Origin of the sequence: Brevibacillus sp. FSL K6-2834 (assembly GCF_038592925.1) — a bacterium.
Taxonomy (GTDB): Bacteria; Bacillota; Bacilli; order Brevibacillales; family Brevibacillaceae; genus Brevibacillus; species Brevibacillus borstelensis.
On the sequence record NZ_CP151945.1, the window covers coordinates 3,692,734 to 3,711,278 of the forward strand.

Below are 18,545 nucleotides of genomic sequence, written 5' to 3' on the forward strand. Positions count from 1 at the left end.
ACTGGACACAAGGTCACCTTCATTATAAGCTTCTATATGCATTGATCAATTCAATCATTATTATCATTTCGATTGTATTTACCTATGAAAAGAAAGCGGTGAGAACGATGGAATTGAAGCAATTGGAGTATTTTTTGGCTGTGGCACAGGAGCTGCATTTCACCAAAGCATCAGAAAAGGTCGGGATTTCTCAGCCCTCTTTAAGCCAGCAAATCCGCGCTCTGGAAGCGGAGATTGGCGTCCCGCTGTTTGACCGGATCGGCAAGAAAACCGCCTTGACGGACGCCGGCCGCATCCTGCGCGGACATGCTCAACGCGTCTTCCATGAACTGTCCCAGGCGCGGGCCGCCATCACGGAACTGCAGGGCTTGCAGCGCGGCAAGCTGACCATCGGCGCACTCCTGACGGTCGTCAATTACCTGCTGCCGCCAGCCATCCTCGCGTTTCATCGGCAGTATCCCAATATCGAGCTGTCCGTACTTGGCCTGCGAACGGGCGACATCCGCTCCGCTCTGTTAGACAACCAGCTGGATATGGGCATTGTCTTTTTGCCCGTCGAAGACGAGGAGTTCGAGACGCTGCCACTGGTACAGGAGGAGCTGTGCCTCGTAGTCCCGTCCAGCCATACACTGGCAGAGAAACGTTCCGCTCCGCTAGAGGTGTTAAAGGAGACGCCTTCTGTCCTGCTTCCGCAAAACTACTATCTCAGGCAGCTCATTGATCAGCACTGCGAGACTGCCGGCTTTTCCGTCAAGCCCTCCTTTGAGATGACAACGATGGAATCGATCGTCAATATGGTCGCAAGCGGAATCGGCGTCACAGTCCTGCCCAAACCATACGTCGACTTTATCCAGAATGGCAAAATTGCTGCCGTCCCGTTCACCATTCCGATCACCCGCCAGATCGGCATCATTTACCGGGCGGACAAATATATGTGCGCCGCCACGCGGGTTTTCCTCGAAAATCTGATTGGGACTGCCAAAAAGGTGTAGTAACCGCAGTCGCCCTCACACATAAACGACAGACAGGCTAGCGGCGGCTTTGCGCTTCCATAAAAAAAAGAGGCGTAATGCACGAGCTTACGCCTCCAAGAGGTTCTATCAACGAGGTGAGTAAAGAGCCATGAACAAATTGTTGCTACTGCCTACGATACTGCCTTCACTGCCTACGATGCCGCCTTCTTACTTGCCAACCGCCTTGCCAACAGCCTTGCGGACATCCTCCATGCTCGCCCCGTAGTTGATATGGTACACCGTACCGTTCAATACGAGTGCAGGCACAGATTTCACTCCCAGTTTTTCCGCCTCGTCCAGCTTGTCCGGATGCTGGGCGAAATGAATGGTTTCCACATCGGTTTTGGTACGGTCGAGATACGGCAAAATGGCCTGTTCCGCATCGACGCATACACTGCATCCAGCATGATAAAACACAGCTTTCGCCATCCTTTTCTCTCCTCCTCTCCTGATGTAATACAAGGGCCCTTAGCTATAAGGTAGCGATTTTGGCAGGCAGCATCAATTCCAAATCCGATATGATAAGGATTGGTTTAGCGAATGAACACATGGAAAGCAGAGACGGTGCCCCGCTTGGTCAGTTGCCGCCTTTTGATTGCCGATAGGCGCTGTGATTGGTCGGTCCGACAAACGAGCGCAAGGAAAACGAGTGACGGATGCCCTCGGTAATAAACGCTTTTGCGGTCGCAACTGCCTCTGGCACTGACCTTCCCTTTGCCAATTCCGCGGTGATTGCGGCAGAGTAGGAGCAGCCCGCCCCGTGCGTATTTGTCGTGCGGATCTTTTCCACTTCGAAAATGTCAAAGCTGCTGCCGTCATACAATAGGTCAATCGCATTGTCTCCCGGCAGCCGCCCTCCCCCTTTTACCAGCACATAAGACGGACCGAGCCGGTGAATGCGTCTGGCCGCTTCCTTCATCTCTTCCACAGATTGTAGCGGTGCCATGCCGCTCAGCTTGGCCGCCTCGATCAGATTGGGCGTCACGACGGTCGCCAGCGGAACCAGCACTTCGCGGAGGCACTCATTTACTTCCGGGTGCAGTTCTTCATCGACGCCTTTGCAAATCATGACGGGATCGATAACGATCGTTTGAATGCCGCTCGCGGCGATTGCTTGGGCCACAAGCTCGATGACCCGGATAGAGCCTAGCATGCCTGTCTTGCAAGCATCCGCTCCGATCACCTCCAGTGCCGTTCGTAGCTGCGCTGCTACCGTGTCCGGTTCAACCGGAAAAACATGATGGCCCCAGCTTTCATCTTGCGCGACAATCGTCGTCAAGGCCGACATCCCGTAAACCCCCAGCTCCTGAAAGGTTTTGAGATCGGCCTGAATACCCGCTCCTCCGCTGGAATCCGATCCGGCTATGGTCACTGTTTTATACACTTGCATGTCTGCCCTTCCTCCTTCATGGTGCTTTTTTAAGCATCGTGCTTGCCTCTCCAAATCCGTGACACTGAATCTTTTTAGGCACTCCGTCTTATTTATTTCGGCGAAACAAGTCCTGCGCCTTCTTTAATCCCAGGATCAGCGCATCTACGTCTTCTTCGGTGTTGTAGAGATAGAAGCTGGCCCGTGCCGTCGCCGCTTGTCCAAACCATTTCGCCAGCGGCTGCGCGCAGTGGTAACCGGCACGGATGGCGATCCCTTCTGCATCGAGCACGGTAGCCAGATCATGGGGATGGATCTCCCCCAGTTGAAACGTCAGGATGGACGTCCGATGCCGCAGCGGCCCCAGCACTTTGCATTCTTTGAGCTCCTGCAACCGCTCCAGTGCGTAGCCAACCAGCCTGCGGTCATGCCGTTCGATCTTCTCCATGCCGATTTGAGCGAGGAAATCAATCGCAGCCCCCAGCCCAATCGCTCCCGCAATCAAAGGGGTTCCCGCTTCCAGCCGGTACGGAAGCTCTTTCCACGACGCCCATTCGGCATCGACCGACTCAACCATCTCTCCTCCATACTCAACAGGTACCAATTGCTCCAGCAATGGACGCTTCCCGTACAAAACTCCAATTCCTGTAGGACCGCACATTTTGTGACCGGAGAAAACGTAAAAGTCGCAGTCCATCTGCCCCACATCGACTGGTGAATGAGGCGCTCCCTGCGCACCGTCGACAACCAAAACTCCTCCGTGTGCATGGACGATGCCGGCGATCTCTCTGAGCGGTACTACATCTCCCAAGACGTTGGATATATGGTGGAGTGCTGCGATTTTAGTCCGTGGGGTCACCACTGAACGGACAGCTTCCGGCGTTATCGTCCCATCTTCCTGCAAGGGAATGAATTTCAGTGTTGCCCCGGCCGCTTTTGCCGCCTGCTGCCAAGGGATCAGGTTGCTGTGATGCTCGGCCAATGAAATGACGATCTCGTCGCCTTCGCAAAGGACCAAACGGCCGTATCCGCTGGCGATCAGATTCAAGGCGCTCGTCGTCCCCCGGGTAAAAACAATCTCGGCCGCTTCGCTTGCGCGGATGAAAGCGCGGACCTTTTCTCTCGCCGCCTCGTACATGTCTGTCGCCTTTGCCCCCAGGTAGTGGACTCCCCTGTGAACGTTGGCGTTTGCCATCCGATAAAATGCTTCCAGCGCCTCAATCACCTGAACCGGTTTTTGGGCAGTGGCTGCGTTGTCCAAATATACAAGCCGCTTCCCGTAGATCGGGACATTCATAATCGGGAAGCATTTCTTCACTTCATGCGGATTCATATCGCTCTCAACTTCCTTTCCGGGATTTACCCGTAAGGATAGCCGCGGCAAACCAATAGTTCAATTCAATTATTTATATAAAAATCATTTGATTATCCTATAGATGGTTGGATTTGTCTTGAAACGTTTCCCTCTTCTTTTTCGTTTACTATATTGAGAGGGTTCGTACTTTGGGAAGCATGTCGCTGCGGCATCACATCAAAAACGGGGGTTAACTCCGGGGTTAGGGAGGCAGTATCATGGCAGTGAATTCCAGAACTCACGTGCTCCGTTTCGTCATCCTTTGTCTATCTGCACTCGTCTGCGGGTGTTCACAGCAACAAGCGCCCCACCCGGGAGCGGCGCTGGAATCGCTTTTTCATTCAGGAAAAGGGAAAGCCATATGGGTACATCACTACCGGGAAGACTCCATCAAAGCGCAACCGGAGCTTCTCTCCCTGTACTCGGATAAAACCGAGCAGATTGCCGTCGTTGATTGGATCTCCGGCAGCGAAAAAGTGGAGCAATTAACGGGAACGGCTGATTCGCTGTTCATTTTGCAGTTTGAATATGAAACGGCCAACAAGGTTTCAGACTACGCGTATATGATGTACGTGGAAACGCGGGAAGGAGAGCATTATCTCAAGCCGTTTACGATGGGGCCGAAGTTTCATCTCGACTCTTATAAGCAAGAGGATGGAGACGCGATTCTCTCCTCGGTGGGAATGGACCAATGGTACAAGCTGGACAAAGCTTTGCACGATGTCTTTCCTCCTGCTGCGACAAAACCTCTTGAACAATTGGGAAAAAGTAGTTATGCTATGGTGGAAACAACAAACTATTTCTAAACAATGATGCACGGGAGCTTGGGGATGACCAGGCTGAGAGGACGGCTACTCTGTCGTCGACCGTTGAACCTGAACTGGGTAATGCCAGCGGAGGAATGTTTATATAGACCGGAGAGGACTGCGTATGCTTGCGTCCCTTTCCTGTCTGCTCTCGCGTCTGGCGTCGCAAGTTTTTTTGCGGCGTTTTGTTTTTGTCATGCAGACGCGTCTTCTTCCGCCTCCATCAGGGTTCATGCCGCGTGCAACCATGACAAGGAGGTTTTTTTCATGTCCATTCCACACGCATCTTCCCTCAACCTGACGGCTGTACAGCCTTTCCCTGGCAGCCGCAAAGTGTACCAGGTCGGCAGCAGGCCTGATCTTCGCGTCCCGATGCGGGAAATCCAGCTTTCGCCATCCCAGGGCATGTACGGAGAAATTCCCAACCCACCCATTCGCGTCTATGACACCAGCGGCGAGTATACGGCGACCGACTACATTGCCGACATTCAAAAAGGACTGCCTTCCCTGCGGCAGCCCTGGATTGCGGAAAGAAACGATACGGAATCCTACGCGGGACGCCCGGTGCAGCCTGTCGATAACGGCTTCAAAAGCGCCGAGCAGCTTGAAGCAGTACCTGTTTTCCCCCGAAATGACCGCAAGCCGCTTCGGGCCAAAAAAGGCAGCGTCGTCACACAGCTCCACTACGCCCGCCGCGGCATCATCACGCCGGAAATGGAATTCGTCGCCATCCGCGAAGGAGTTTCGCCGGAATTCGTCAGAGCCGAGATCGCCAGCGGCCGCGCGATCCTGCCGGCCAACATCAACCATCCGGAATTGGAGCCGATGATTATCGGTCGTCATTTTCACGTGAAGGTAAACGCAAACATCGGCACATCCGCGGTCACCTCCTCCATCGGTGAAGAAGTGGAAAAAATGATGTGGGCCACCCGCTGGGGAGCCGACACCATCATGGACCTTTCCACCGGAAAACACATTCACACGACCCGGGAGTGGATTATCCGCAACAGTCCCGTGCCGATCGGTACTGTCCCGATTTATCAGGCACTGGAAAAAGTAAATGGCAAAGCCGAGGAGCTGACTTGGGAGATCTACCGGGATACGTTGATCGAACAGGCCGAGCAGGGAGTGGATTACTTTACGATCCACGCAGGGGTGCTGCTGCGCTATATCCCGCTGACCGCCAATCGGGTGACCGGAATCGTCTCCCGCGGCGGCTCCATCATGGCGGCCTGGTGCCTGGCCCACCATCAGGAAAACTTCCTGTACACGCATTTTGAAGAGATTTGCGAAATCCTGAAGGCATACGACATTTCCGTCTCGCTCGGTGACGGACTGAGGCCGGGGTCCATCGACGATGCGAACGACGAAGCCCAGTTCGCCGAATTGGAGACGCTTGGGGAATTGACCAAGATCGCCTGGAAGCATGATGTGCAGGTGATGATCGAAGGTCCCGGACACGTGCCGATGCACCAGATCAAAGAGAATATGGATAAGCAGCTTGAGCTTTGCCACGAAGCGCCATTCTACACGCTGGGCCCGCTCACGACCGATATCGCTCCCGGCTACGATCACATCACGTCCGCTATCGGCGCCGCGATGATCGGCTGGTTTAGCACCGCGATGCTCTGCTACGTCACCCCGAAGGAACATCTCGGCCTGCCAAACAAGGAGGACGTGCGCAACGGCCTGATCGCCTACAAAATCGCCGCCCATGCCGCCGATCTGGCAAAAGGACATCCGCGAGCCAAGCTTCGCGACGACGCGCTTTCCAAGGCGCGGTTTGAATTCCGCTGGAACGATCAGTTCAACCTCTCGCTTGACCCTGAGCGGGCACGCGAGTATCACGACGAGACTCTCCCTGCCGAAGGGGCAAAATCTGCCCATTTTTGCTCAATGTGCGGCCCCAAATTTTGCAGCATGAAAATCACCCAGGATATTCGCGCCTACGCCCGAGACAACCAGCTTTCGGTCCATGCGGCTATCGACGAGGGGCTGCAGGAAAAAGCCAGGGAATTCCGCGAGCAGGGAGGACAACTGTACAAAGGGACGGACAGGAAATGAAGCGGGATGCCGATATAGGAAAACTGCGTGATCCCGGCCAGCTGCGTGCTGAAATCAAGCGGTTGGAGTCGGCTTTAGCCGCACTCCGCGCGCAGCTTGGGACTGCCCAAAAAGCATGTGATCACGATTTTCTGGAGACCCCGCTTTCCCGCATGTGCCGAAAATGCCAGTGGACGGAAAGTCTTTATTATTAAAGGAGCGACTGCGGCGCTGGGTTACAGCACTGTTTCCGATGGCGAAACCGACTTTTAAAATGCCAGCGGCCTTCCTGTTTCGATCAGTGTCTTCGTGCTGCTGAGGATCATCCACCATGCCTTCGCGCTGTTATCGTATGACAGATCATTCTCATGCCAACGGTCATGGGTCAGGGTCAGCTTTGTGGACGCGCCGGCCGGTTCGAGCCGATAAGTGATGCGCGATTCGTACCGTTCCTGGCCGGGGTGGTAGGAATCGCCGACAAAGTGGGTAAAGCTGAGCGTCTTGGCCTGCTCGCACTGCAAAATGACGCCGTAGACGTGGATGGTTTTATCTCCGTCTGCGCCCGGGCCGATATAGCGGATCGGGTCTCCTTCACGGAACGTTGACTCGATCACACAGCCCCCGTAAATGGCTTTTACCCCATCTGGCGAGACGAGCGTGTCCCACACCTGCTCTGGGGTTGCCAATACGTAAAATTCGTAGTGCAAGTCGGTTGGTTTCATCTTTGAAAGTCCCCCTCGTATCGTTAGTGTTTTGTATGGCAAAAAGGTTTCCGCCCCATAGAGATCTGATACCCGGAGCTTTTTCGAGTATATCCACTCATCCCTGACAATCGCTGTCAGTGGAGAAATAGGTTACAGAAAAAAAGGCGGGTGCTATACTTGTTAACAGATACCAGTTGAGGGAGTGGGGGTAAAATGGGGCCATTTGCAAAGACGCCGAAGCCGCCTTACTATGCTGTGATCTTCACCAGTCAACGGACACAAACGGATAATACGGGGTACGAAGAGATGGCCGCAATGATGGAGAAGCTGGTATTTGCCCAGCCGGGCTTTCTCGGCGTGGAAAGCACGCGCGATGCGGACGGATTCGGAGTGACGATCTCGTACTGGCAGTCGCTGGAGGATATTCGCAACTGGAAGCAGAACGAGGACCATCTGGTGGCGCAGGAAAAAGGGAAACAGGTATGGTATGAGCAGTACGTGACGAGGATTTGCAGAGTAGAAAGAGAGTATTCGTTGAATGAGCTGTAAGATGAAGATTCGGACGCGGAGCCATTTTCCGCGTTTTTTTGTTTGCAGTCGTTCAGGCTTTTGGCAGTGGAGATGAAAATAGAAGAAAGCAATCAGGTACGGTGGGACACCTCTCGGATGTAGACTGGCCGGCTTCGCCCCAAAAGCGGAACCTCGTCCAAAAGCAGAACCGCATCCAAAAGCAGAACCGCATCCAAAAGCAGCGGACTAAAGGATGCTTAATCAAAGGTTGGCCGCATAAAAAACTGGAGGCTTTTGACGTCAGCCTCCAGCTTCTCTTTGCAAACATATGTCTTGCTTTCTTTTGAAGCGTTTTTTGCTTTTTGCTCTTTTTGCTCGTCAGCATGGTGTCCTGCAACGAATCGACGACGGCTTTGCTTTGTGTCGGTCGAATTGGCTGACATTCGTGATGAGAGCATTTTCTCGCTTCCTCTGAAGCAAGCCGTTCATACTTACTGCGTTCTTTTCAGAATGGAGGTCAGCTTGATCTGATCGTTTCGCAGCCATACTTTGGAATACTCGATCGGTACATTGTCCTCGGTGTAAATGGTCTGCTCCAGGAACGTAATCGGCGTTCCTTTGTCGATCTGCAGCATTTCCGCGATCTTCTCGTCAGCGCCTTTTCCCAAAAATGAGCGTTTTCCCCAGGAGATTCTCAGTTTGTAGCGATCTTCGATTATGGAAAACAACGTCTTCTCCTCAAAGTTGTTCTGCTCGAAGCCGGGGAAGAGTTGTTTCGGCAAAAAGTTCTCCAAAAAGACAACCGGCGTGTCTTCGATAAAACGCAGCCGCTTTAGATGATAAACCTGTCCGGATGGGTCCAACTCCAAAAACCGGCTTACGGTTTGATCGGCTGGGGAGGTCTCCAGTCCGAGCAGCCTGGTCGTAAAGTCTTTGTGACTTTCGATCATGGTTTCGGCGATGGAAATCAGTCTCTCCGCCAACGGATACTCCATTTGCTCGCCTACGACAAAGGTTCCCTTCCCGTGTATCTGGACGAGAATGCCTTCTGTGATTAACTGCTTGATCGCTTGTTTGATGGTACCCCGGCTGATTCCCAATGTGGCTGCGAGATCCGATTCCGACGGCAGCTTCTCCTTTGCCTTCCACTCGCCGCTGGCAATTTTTCCCCGAATCCAATTTTTCGCTTGAATATAAATCGGTTCCGGACCTGTTTTTTCGATCACTGGGTTCACCCTTTATCCAACTTATTCTCATTTACTATACTTTTATCCCGCTGTTTTTTCAAGACAACCCCCAGCTTGCCAGGTTTGCACACCTTACATTTTGTCTTTGTAATAATCGGGAACAACGATGCCGGGCTTGTCAAACCACTGCGGAACGCTCACCCCGGATTGCAGGATGACGTTGCCCCATGGATCGAATGCACCTGTACGGACGATCACCTTCGCTTTATAAGCCATCTCGCTCAATATTTTTTGATGCTCCATCGTGCCGATTTCTACGCCGGGGAACATCGCCTTGAGCTTGTTGTACAGAGGCGCATTGTTCGTTTCGACCTCCTCGGCGACGTAGATGTTTTCTGCGATGAAATCTCCGGCGATCAGGGAGAGAACCGTTTCCAGATCGGGCACATCCTTTTTCAGCGCCAAATCAATGCGCTTTACGCCATTTGGGATCGGAAAACCGGCATCACAGACGATCATATAATCAGTGTGACCCATCGAGGCAATCGCTTCATTCAGCTCACGGTTCAGGATTGTACCTTTTTTCATTGTTCTTCGCTCCTCGTTTCCAATTAGTTTTGAGATTCCTTGATCGCTTCTTCTACGTTATCCTTGCTTACGAAAATAGAGGGGAGCTCCAGTTTCTTTTCCACGGATTCGCCGCCGGCTACTTTCTTGGCGATCTGGACTGCCTTTTGTCCGTACTGGTTCGGATAAATGGCCATCGTCCCGGCAATGTCGCCGTCTTTTATCGCCTGAAGAGCATCGGCTGTACCGTCATTGGATACGACCATGATGCCTGTGCGGTTTGCCGCTTTGATCGCCTGTACCGCACCGAGCGCCATTTCGTCGTTTGCCGCATAGACGCCGTTTATCTCTGGATTGGCCTGAAGGATGTTTTCCATGACCGTCATGGCTTTGGCCCGATCAAAGTCGGCCGACTGCGATGCGACAATCTTGATGTCCGGCGATGTCGCAACGCCCTCCTGGAAGCCTTTGCTGCGATCCTGTGCCACGTTTGTGCCCATGATGCCTTGCAGCTCCACGACATTTCCCTTGCCGCCCAGCTGCTTGCTCATGAATTCGCCTGCGACGATGCCATGCCTGACCTCGTCATAGCCCAGATGCGTGACGACTTCGGCGCCTTCCAGCTCGCGTCCCGTGGTGATCACCTTGATCCCGGCTTTATTCGCTGCTTCTGCGGCTGGTATGGTCCCTTTGCTGTCCACCGGATCGAGGATGAGGACGTCGATCTTTTGCTGGATCAAATCCTCTACGCCTTGCAGCTGTGTGGCCAGGTCGTCGTTTGCATTGACCACCACGAGCTCTACGCCCAGCTTTTCCGCTTCTTTTTCCGCTCCATTTTTTACGGCGACAAAAAACGGGTTGTTCAAAGTGTTGATCGCATAGCCGATTTTGATCTTGCCCTCGCCCGCACTGCCGCCTTGCGCGGAGCCGCCCGATCCCGTGGCCGGAGCGCCAGTTGTACCGGACGAACCACACGCCGAAACTGTCAGCATCAGCGTCGCTGCTACCAATGAAAACATCCATTTTTTCATGAAAATTCCCCTCCTCAATTTATTGGCCATTTTCTGTGAGCTATTGTTTTTCTTTGTTGATCATCCGGTCGATGATGACTGCCAACAGGACGATCAACCCCTTTGCCACATTTTGGTAAAACGGAGAGACGTTGATCAGGTTCATTCCGCTCGTCAGTATCCCGAGCAGCAGGACCCCGATCAGTGTCCCGACCACGCTTCCTTTGCCGCCGAACAGACTCGTTCCGCCCAGGATGACCGCGGCGATGGCGTCCAGCTCATACCCCGTTCCCGCGACAGGTGTCGCCGATGACAAACGCGCTGTCAGGATGACGGAGGCCAGACCTGCCAGCAATCCCGATGTTCCGTACACAATCGTTTTGTGCAGGTTTACCCGCACCCCCGCGAGCAAGGAAGCTTTTTCATTGCCGCCGATGGCGTAAATATACTGGCCGTGAACCGTTCGCTTTAGGACGAAGTAAAGAATGGCGTAGACCAGCAAAAGAACGACGACAGGAAACGGGATCGGACCTACATAGCCTTGCCCGATGAATTTGTAGACCGGGTTTGTCACCAAAATCGGATTTCCGCCCGTATAGATCAGGGTAAAACCGGACAGCATCGTCATCGAGGCCAATGTTACGATGAAGGGCGTCAGTTTCAGGCGGGAGATCAACAGACCGTTTGCCACCCCGAATACCATCCCCGTCAACAGCCCGGCGGCAATTCCCAGAAACGCATTTCCTGTGGCAAGCGTAACTCCCGCCGAAACCGCTCCCGACAGGCCGACGATGCTGCCTACGGACAAATCAATTCCCGACGTGATGATGACGAGCGTTTGACCGGCTGCCACAATGCCGATTACCGATACCTGTCTTAAAATGTTGATCAGGTTGGACGGCGTCAAAAAGTTTGGTGTCAGCATCGTGAAGATCGCTGCCACGAGAATCAGGATAAAAAACATGCCGTATTGCTGAATCAGACTGAGCCTGTTTACCGCCGGTTTGCTTGCAACCGGATTTGTGCTATTGATCATGTTCATCCCCCCACCCCCGTTGTTTGCCGGGCTCCAGACGCATATTCCATGAGGAGTTCGATGCTGGCATCGGCCTGATCTACCTCTGCGATGATTTCTCCCCGGAACATGATCAAGACCCGATCACACAGTCCAAGGATTTCATCCACATCACTCGACGCGATCACGATCGCTTTTTCCTCATGTGCCAGCCGGTCGAGCAAGTGGTAGATCTCCGACCTTGCCCCAATGTCGATTCCCCTCGTCGGTTCGCTCAAAAGAATAATGTCCGGGGAGGTAAGCAGCCATTTGCCGAGAATCACTTTCTGCTGGTTTCCCCCGCTCAAATGCTTGACCGGATGATGCAGGGCGTGCAGCTTGATGTTCAATTTCCCCACGCACTCTTTGGCGATCTCCTTGATTTTTCCGAGGTTGCGAAGCCCGTAGCCGGAGAATTGCTCCATGCTGGTCAGCGTCATGTTCTGATCCGATCCGAGCTCCAGCACCAGGCCCTCTTCTTTTCTGTTTTCGGTCACCAGCGCGATTCCGTGGCTCATCGCGGTACGCGGTGAATCGATTTGGACCGCCTGGCCTTTGCAAATTAGCTGTCCCCCATCTGCCCGGTCTGCGCCGAAAATAATCCGCATCAGCTCTGACTGTCCGGCTCCCAAGAGTCCGAATATCCCGACGATTTCTCCCTTTCGGAAGGTGGCGGAGACATTGCGCAGGACTCCGTTTTTCCGTATATGCTGCAGTTCGAGAACGACTTCGCCCGGGTTGTGCTTCGTGTTTGGGTAGTAATGATCCATCTGTCTGCCCACCATGCATTCGATAATCCGCTCGTTGCCGAACTCCGCGATCGGCCCCTCGGCTGTTTTTCTGCCGTCTTTGAGGATCGTGACCCAGTCGCAAATTTGCTGGATTTCATCGAGGCGATGCGAGATGTAGATAATCCCGATCCCTTTTGACTTGAGGGAGTGGATCACTTCAAAGAGCTGATTGGTCTCCGCTGCGGTCAAGGTCGCTGTCGGCTCATCCATGACCAGGACACGGGAGTCCTCCGAGATCGCCTTCAAGATTTCGACCACCTGCTGCTGCCCGATCGAGAGGTCTTTGACTTTGCGGTGCGGATCGAGCTCAATCTGGTACTTGTCGAGCAGCGCTCTCGTCTTCCTAGCGGCTTCGCTCCGAGACAGAAGAAATGATCCCGGTCCTTGTGCCGGCTCTTTGCCGAGATACACATTTTCTGCGACCGTAAATTCTGGCACGAGACTCAGTTCCTGATGAATAACGCTAATCCCCTGGCGTTTGGCGTGACCTGGACTTAGGATTTGCACCTCCTCGCCTTCGATCCGGATGGTTCCCGCATCCTTGGTGTACTCTCCAGCAATGATCTTCATCAACGTGGATTTTCCGGCTCCATTGGCCCCGAGAAGTGCGTGAACCTGTCCCTTTTGCAGGTGAAAGTCTACCTGGTGCAAAATCTGATTGCTTCCAAAGCTTTTTTCGATTTTCTGCAGACTCAGTAGCGCCGGCATCTGGCTCCCTCCCCTCGTCTTTCAATCCCGCTTCCATTTAAAGCGTTTTCAAAAATGGCATTTATTCAAACGTCTTGATGAAATCATTCAGTTGTTCCCTCGTGGGGAGCGCAGGTATGACGTCTTCCTTGGTCACACAGTAGGCGCCGACGCAGCAAGCAAACCGCACGGCTTCCGCAAGCGACTTGCCTTCCGACAAGGCGACAGCCAATGCCCCTGTAAAGGAATCGCCTGCTCCGGTCGTATCTGCCACGGTTACCTTCGGAGCCGGAATCGATGCGACCTCATCTGCTGTCACAGCCATCGCGCCCTTCTCCCCTCGGGTGACAATGACCGCTTCCGGGCCTTTTTCCAAAAGCAGCCGGGCCAAACGCTCACACTCCACGTCCGTCAGCTCGGCAGCAGGATCGAGGCCGTGCAGGATCAGAAGCTCCGATTCATTCGGAGTGACGATGCTGGACAGCGCGAGCAAATCGTCCAAATCCGGCGTTGCCGGAGCCGGGTTGAGGATCACCGTTTTCCCCCACTTGCGGCCGAGCTCCATGCCTTTGCGGATCGTATCCAAGTGATTTTCCAGTTGGAATACGAGAATATCGGCGCGGCGGATGGACGCTTTCGTCTCCAATTCCTCGGGCAAAAGCAGGTGGTTTGCTCCCGGATCGACGACGATGCAATTTTCTCCATGCTGATTCAGGAAGACGAAGCCCACACCTGTCGGGGCAGCCTGTGAGAAGGAGACCTCATCCACATTGACCCCCGCTTCTCGCAGCATGGCGACGCCGGATTTCCCATACGGATCATCCCCGACACAGCCGATAAAAGAAACAGAGCCTCCCAATTTTGCTGCCGCAACGGATTGATTGGAGCCTTTCCCTCCGTCACAAACAGAGAATCCGCTGCCCAATATCGTTTCTCCCCAAACGGGCATTCGCGGCGTGCTGCAGATAAACCCGACATTGTAGCTGCCGATGACGACGATATGCTTTTGCCCTTGTGTCTCCATCTCTCTTCTCCTTTGGCATCAGAGTAAAGGTAATAAACGTATATTGACGTCTATAAACCATGATATACATCTGTTTTCTGTTTTGTCAAAATAAATAATGATCGAAAGAGTCTGAAATTACAGTTTGGGAGAAGCCCTGCTCCCTGCCATAGGATGGCTATGTCGGCATTGACCAATCGACAGGGCAGACGGCCTCGCTTTAATAAACCGTGCTTGCTTCTCCCTGTCCCGTGACGATTTTCACGCTTCCGCTGGTCCCGATCAACTCCGCGCCTGCGTTCAGTATTTTTACGGCATCCTCAAAAGTGCGAATCCCGCCGGACGCTTTTACCCGTGTCTGTGTGCCGGCGATGCGGCGAAGCAATTGGATGTCTTCCACCGTGGCATGGCCGCCCTGTCCCCAGCCGCTGGAATTTTTCAAGTAGGTGACGCCCGCTTCCTTGGCCAACGTAGCGGCTTTTATTTTTTCTTCCTCATCCAGCATCCCGAATTCGAGCATGATTTTGACCACTCTGCCCTCGGCCGCTTTGACGACAGCAGCGATTTCCTGAGCGAACTCGTCGTAACGCCCGCTTTTGAACAATCCGTAGTTCGGCATGAAGTCAAACTCATCTGCTCCGGCAGCAATCACGTCGCGCGCCTCTGCCACCTTTGTAAAAGTGGTAGCTCCGCCCATCGGGTAGCCAAATGCCGTACATACCTTTACTTTGCTGCCCGCAAGCAGTTTTTTGGCGAGGGGAATCCACACCGGCTGAATCATCGCCCCGTCAAATCCGTAGGTCAGGCATTCTTCGCAAACTCGTTTGATATCTGCCTCCGAAGCATTGGGGGTTACCAGCGTATGCTGAATTTTTGCGGCAACTTGCTCTACCGTAAATGTAGCCATTTTCTTCAACTCCTCTATGTTTGGGTAGCGATCCTTCCTACTGGGCAGCCTTACCTTTTGCGATCATCCTGTTGGCTATCTCCGTGATTTTCTCAATTTCTTCGGCTGTAGCCGTTTCCACCGTACGCTTGACGATGCTTTCGCACATTTCCTTGATCTCCGTATAATCATCCGGGTCCTGCCCCCGCTTTTTCAGTGCCGCAGACAGCCACGTCTTTCCATAGCTCGTGTGGATCGTCTCATCGGCCCAGTCGAAGTCCATGTCGTGCTGGCTGGTGCGGTCATTCATCGATTCGAAATTTTTGATTCTGTCCAGCTTTTTCCCGATGTTCTTCGATTCAAAGTAAAACAGCATGCCGAGCCGGTAGATCGGGTCCTGTCCTTTGCAGCTGTCGTAAATGTACGTGCCAAGCGGCAGTTCCGCTTCCTCAAATCCCCATGATCGGAGCCGCTCATAGCCCATCCGGCAATGTCTGCTCTCGTCGTAGACCCAGCGCGCGGCGTCATAGATAAATTCCCATCCCAGCTCCCCGGCAAACGAGTAGAGGACATGTCCCGCATTTTCCACCGCCCAAATCTCGTTCAGATGGCTGACGGCGCTCCGAAGCTGTAGCCGGAAGCCTTCTCCGTAAGGAAACGACGGGTCCACATTGTCCGGCCAGTAGAAGCGCACATGAATAAAGCGGCCATCTCTGGCGGGCACTTCCATCGGGGCAAAGGGGATCGCATGAGAGAGCGCTTCGGCGGACTCGCCGGCTGCTGCGGGCTGATTTCCCAAAGCTGTCTCTTTTTGCTCAGCCTCTGCCACTGGCGCATCAAGGCCGATTCCGCCCATCGCCTGCAAGCGCTCCTGGATCTCATTTGTCCACTGTTCGGCGAGGACTCGATCCGTATGATCGGCACGAGCCGACTCTCTTTCGAGCAACAGACTGATCTCCCGAATCTGCCTTTGTTTTTCTTCCACAGCGAGATTCATGAAGCGGTAGGTTGGGCCGTCCCCGATATGATCGGCCAAGCGGAGATAGGTTTGGTAAGCCTGGAGAAGCGCCGGTTTGAAGACATGTGCCAGCGAAGACAGGAAGGCTAGCGCATTCGGTGCCGAGCGGGCCCTCTGGATGAGGTCGATCAGCTGCTGGTCCTCGCCCACTTCAAGAATCCGGCTTGGGAAACGCAGTTCAAACACTCGTTCCCGCAGCGCATTTGCAGTCATCGCGTCCTCCCACAAGATTTTGGGCAGAAGCGTTTTCATGTCAAAGTAAGGAATGCCAGGAATCCAGCCTGCCTCGCCTACGACCAGCTCTTTTTCGCAAAGGTAAAATCGCTTCAGGATTACAGCCGTGTCGTAACGCATGTACTTGCCCCGCTCAGATCCCGGCAGATACGTTTGTGTCATCCGCTTTTCTCCTCCTTGTCGTCTCACATAGAACGTTGCTGGCGTCATTGTCGGTACATCCTTCCAGTAAATCCATGAACATCTATTTTCGATCGATTATTCACTTGAAAGAATGCGAGTTTCAGATTATGATATGTTCATGTTGGAATATATACCTCTATGGACGTCTAATAAAAACGTAAAGGTTTTTCCGCCGGATGTCAATCCCATTTTTCCAAGTAGTCAGTTTCTTTTCCTATTCTGTTTTTTTGTCTCTCTTACCACATTGTCTCTGGAAAATCCATTTCTACCGAAGGAGAATGTACATGAACTTCTTACAAAGTATGTGCGGGCCTCACCATCTTCCTCCTCGCCTGGAGGTTCACCAGTCATGGTGGGCTATGCGCGGGATCGGCGATGAAAACGGCGAGTGGTCCCTCGCAAAAAAGCTAGCGAAAATTGCGGAAGCAGGCTACGGCGGCATTATGGGGAGACTGCCTGCCCCTGAAGAAGCAGGCCTCTGGCGCAGCTTGCTCGACCATTACAACCTGCAATTCGGCGTCGAAGCTTTCCCGGAGGAGCCGGAAGAATTTGCGGCGTTTCTGCGCAAGGCTAAACAGTTTGGCGTCAGCTACGTAAATGCGCAAGTCAAGGATTCCTTCGTCGTAGGCGAAAAAGCGATCAACCGGCTCAAGGGCATCATCCGCGAAGGCAAAAACCATGGGATTCCTGTTTTTGTGGAAACGCACCGCGGACGGATTACACAGGATTTGCTGCGAACGGTCGAGTATGCGGAAGCATTGCCTGACCTTCGCCTTACCATCGATCTGTCTCATTACGTCCTGGCTGGCGAGATGCTTGTTCCCCATCCTCAGGCGGAAGCGTGCTTTCAGAAATTGCTGAAGCGGACTTCCTGCATCCACGGCAGAGTATCCAACGGCCAGCAAATACAAGCAGACATCGGACCTGGCGGCGAGCATCCGATGACGGAGCGCTATATGCAATGGTGGAAGCAGGGCATGGCTTGCTGGCTGGATGAAGCAAGGCAGGGAGATGTGCTTCCTTTCGTCTGTGAACTAGGGCCTGTCCCCTATGCGATTGCCCTGAACGGATACCTCGCTACGCCCGCGGAAGAAATCTCGGACCGCTGGCAGCAATCGCTGGTATTGAAAGAATTGGCGGAAAAGGCCTGGCGGGAAGTGCAGCAGGCCCGTTCGTAATGGAACGGGCCCACTTCCGGGCAAAAAAATAGACAGCCTCTGCACAGTTTGGCTGTCTTTGATCCCCAGAACAATTTTACGAGGAATTGTCATTCCTTACTTCTATTATCGGCCAAGCTGCCTTTCCTTTTATAGGTCCAAATTGTGGAAAATGGGCCCCTATCGATCGTTCCCGACGGAAAAAATACCGGCAAAATCGCAAAGAGAGGCAGCTTGCGTCAAATCTTTTTGTGGCCTCGCACCTTCGCGTCTTGCGAAATTTTGAGGTCGCTTGTATACTCCACCTCATCGATCTCGCAGCCTTCTCCGATCACAACATTTTTTCCTCTGACGACTTTGGCTCGCGTATATTCCAGATAGATTTCGTCGCCTTCGATGGTACCTGCGTGCAGTTCATGGGCCCCAGCGAAAAAGGATCTGATCAGCTTGCCGATGCCAAACCTTCTCCCTTGTTTGACCGTTATTTTCTCGCCGCCAATTTCCTTGGCGCGCGCCTTTCCGTACAGCTCGATGTCGATTGTTCCCGCATTCAGCAGCCCGTCAACCGAAAAACTGCCCAGTCCTCGAAAAGACTCCGCCTCACAGTCATGGGCAATCGAAACCGAACCTTGTATCTCAATGCTCTCCCCGGACACCGTCCCCTTAATGCCGCAAGAGCCGCTCACCAGCACTTCACCGCTCGTCAAATTGCCCTCAATATCGCAGGTGCCATATACCTTTACCTTTCCGGCGTTTACATTCCCCTGAAAAGAGGCTGTGCCATTCACTTTGATCCGCTCAGCCTTTACATTTCCGCGGACGTCGGAAGTCCCGTTGCAAAAGAATGAAGCACAGTCCAGATCGCTTGTTATCGTACCCGATCCGTTTATTTTCACTTCGTCGACGGAGCCTCCAGTCGCCGTTCCTGCCCCATTGATATTGATACTGCTACGCTGTTGATTATCCATC

19 protein-coding genes and 1 riboswitch are annotated in these 18,545 nt (G+C 53.3%); of the genes, 6 read left to right on the forward strand and 13 right to left on the reverse strand.

Translation table 11 applies throughout. The features are described 5' to 3' along the window. The first annotated feature begins 98 nt into the window (after positions 1 to 98). Complete coding sequence (locus NST96_RS18340; protein WP_342406546.1) at positions 99 to 992, forward strand: LysR substrate-binding domain-containing protein; 894 nt, start codon at positions 99 to 101, stop codon at positions 990 to 992. Between the two features lie 189 nt (positions 993 to 1,181). Here the strand turns inward: NST96_RS18340 and NST96_RS18345 are convergent, their stop codons facing one another. The 3 genes from NST96_RS18345 to NST96_RS18355 form a co-directional block, all read right to left on the reverse strand. Then, positions 1,182 to 1,442, reverse strand: coding sequence for a thioredoxin family protein (locus NST96_RS18345; RefSeq protein WP_342404277.1), 261 nt, complete (start codon positions 1,440 to 1,442; stop codon positions 1,182 to 1,184). 148 nt (positions 1,443 to 1,590) lie between these two features. Further along, positions 1,591 to 2,403, reverse strand: a complete 813-nt coding sequence (pdxK, locus tag NST96_RS18350; protein ID WP_003386387.1) for a pyridoxine/pyridoxal/pyridoxamine kinase — start codon at positions 2,401 to 2,403, stop codon at positions 1,591 to 1,593. Between the two features lie 88 nt (positions 2,404 to 2,491). Then, complete coding sequence (locus tag NST96_RS18355; RefSeq protein WP_024985611.1) at positions 2,492 to 3,715, reverse strand: SufS family cysteine desulfurase; 1,224 nt, start codon at positions 3,713 to 3,715, stop codon at positions 2,492 to 2,494. Positions 3,716 to 3,954: 239 nt separating this feature from the next. Between NST96_RS18355 and NST96_RS18360 the strand changes: the two genes are divergently transcribed. The 3 genes from NST96_RS18360 (at position 3,955) to NST96_RS18370 (ending at position 6,800) form a co-directional block, all read left to right on the forward strand. Continuing rightward, positions 3,955 to 4,542 carry a hypothetical protein gene (locus tag NST96_RS18360; RefSeq protein ID WP_024985612.1) on the forward strand — a complete coding sequence of 196 codons (588 nt, stop codon included), beginning with the start codon at positions 3,955 to 3,957 and terminating at the stop codon, positions 4,540 to 4,542. A 1-nt stretch (position 4,543) separates the two neighbouring features. Beyond that, positions 4,544 to 4,655, forward strand: a riboswitch (TPP riboswitch). A 154-nt stretch (positions 4,656 to 4,809) separates the two neighbouring features. Beyond that, positions 4,810 to 6,606 (forward strand): phosphomethylpyrimidine synthase ThiC, encoded by a 1,797-nt coding sequence (thiC, locus tag NST96_RS18365; RefSeq protein ID WP_342404278.1) that lies wholly within the window; start codon positions 4,810 to 4,812, stop codon positions 6,604 to 6,606. Continuing rightward, positions 6,603 to 6,800, forward strand: coding sequence for a hypothetical protein (locus tag NST96_RS18370; RefSeq protein WP_122958233.1), 198 nt, complete (start codon positions 6,603 to 6,605; stop codon positions 6,798 to 6,800). The genes thiC and NST96_RS18370 overlap by 4 nt, the downstream gene beginning before the upstream one ends. A 54-nt stretch (positions 6,801 to 6,854) precedes the next feature. On the opposite strand, the gene NST96_RS18375 is transcribed toward NST96_RS18370, so the two are convergent. After that, positions 6,855 to 7,307, reverse strand: a complete 453-nt coding sequence (locus NST96_RS18375; RefSeq protein ID WP_003386394.1) for an SRPBCC domain-containing protein — start codon at positions 7,305 to 7,307, stop codon at positions 6,855 to 6,857. 195 nt (positions 7,308 to 7,502) lie between these two features. Between NST96_RS18375 and NST96_RS18380 the strand changes: the two genes are divergently transcribed. Next, complete coding sequence (locus NST96_RS18380) at positions 7,503 to 7,838, forward strand: antibiotic biosynthesis monooxygenase (RefSeq protein WP_003386395.1); 336 nt, start codon at positions 7,503 to 7,505, stop codon at positions 7,836 to 7,838. A 452-nt stretch (positions 7,839 to 8,290) separates the two neighbouring features. Here the strand turns inward: NST96_RS18380 and NST96_RS18385 are convergent, their stop codons facing one another. The 8 genes from NST96_RS18385 to NST96_RS18420 all read right to left on the reverse strand — a co-directional run bounded on the left by NST96_RS18385 (position 8,291) and on the right by NST96_RS18420 (position 16,398). After that, entirely contained in the window at positions 8,291 to 9,025 is a 735-nt protein-coding gene (locus NST96_RS18385) for a GntR family transcriptional regulator (RefSeq protein WP_003386397.1), read from the reverse strand. 93 nt (positions 9,026 to 9,118) lie between these two features. Then, the gene (rbsD, locus tag NST96_RS18390; protein WP_024985617.1) at positions 9,119 to 9,574 is read right to left on the reverse strand and encodes a D-ribose pyranase; all 456 of its coding nucleotides are present in this window, start codon (positions 9,572 to 9,574) and stop codon (positions 9,119 to 9,121) included. Positions 9,575 to 9,597: 23 nt separating this feature from the next. Further along, a complete protein-coding gene (locus tag NST96_RS18395; protein WP_342404279.1) occupies positions 9,598 to 10,584 on the reverse strand; it encodes a substrate-binding domain-containing protein in 987 nt (328 codons plus the stop codon). 40 nt (positions 10,585 to 10,624) lie between these two features. Next, the gene (locus NST96_RS18400; RefSeq protein WP_024985618.1) at positions 10,625 to 11,605 is read right to left on the reverse strand and encodes a ribose ABC transporter permease; all 981 of its coding nucleotides are present in this window, start codon (positions 11,603 to 11,605) and stop codon (positions 10,625 to 10,627) included. Further along, positions 11,602 to 13,116, reverse strand: a complete 1,515-nt coding sequence (locus NST96_RS18405) for a sugar ABC transporter ATP-binding protein (protein WP_031932771.1) — start codon at positions 13,114 to 13,116, stop codon at positions 11,602 to 11,604. The genes NST96_RS18400 and NST96_RS18405 overlap by 4 nt, the downstream gene beginning before the upstream one ends. Positions 13,117 to 13,177: 61 nt before the next feature. Beyond that, positions 13,178 to 14,119: a ribokinase gene (gene rbsK, locus NST96_RS18410; RefSeq protein ID WP_327927498.1), complete on the reverse strand. Its 942-nt coding sequence runs from the start codon at positions 14,117 to 14,119 to the stop codon at positions 13,178 to 13,180. Between the two features lie 199 nt (positions 14,120 to 14,318). Next, positions 14,319 to 15,005 carry a deoxyribose-phosphate aldolase gene (gene deoC, locus NST96_RS18415; protein ID WP_003386405.1) on the reverse strand — a complete coding sequence of 229 codons (687 nt, stop codon included), beginning with the start codon at positions 15,003 to 15,005 and terminating at the stop codon, positions 14,319 to 14,321. A gap of 37 nt (positions 15,006 to 15,042) precedes the next feature. Then, positions 15,043 to 16,398, reverse strand: a complete 1,356-nt coding sequence (locus NST96_RS18420; protein WP_024985621.1) for a DUF455 family protein — start codon at positions 16,396 to 16,398, stop codon at positions 15,043 to 15,045. 305 nt (positions 16,399 to 16,703) lie between these two features. On the opposite strand from NST96_RS18420, the gene NST96_RS18425 reads away from it, so the two are divergent. Further along, positions 16,704 to 17,597 carry a sugar phosphate isomerase/epimerase gene (locus NST96_RS18425; protein ID WP_227277541.1) on the forward strand — a complete coding sequence of 298 codons (894 nt, stop codon included), beginning with the start codon at positions 16,704 to 16,706 and terminating at the stop codon, positions 17,595 to 17,597. Between the two features lie 218 nt (positions 17,598 to 17,815). Here NST96_RS18425 and NST96_RS18430 read toward each other — a convergent pair whose 3' ends face one another. Beyond that, on the reverse strand, positions 17,816 to 18,544 hold the full coding sequence (locus NST96_RS18430) for a polymer-forming cytoskeletal protein (RefSeq protein WP_003386408.1): 729 nt from the start codon (positions 18,542 to 18,544) through the stop codon (positions 17,816 to 17,818). Position 18,545 lies beyond the last annotated feature (1 nt).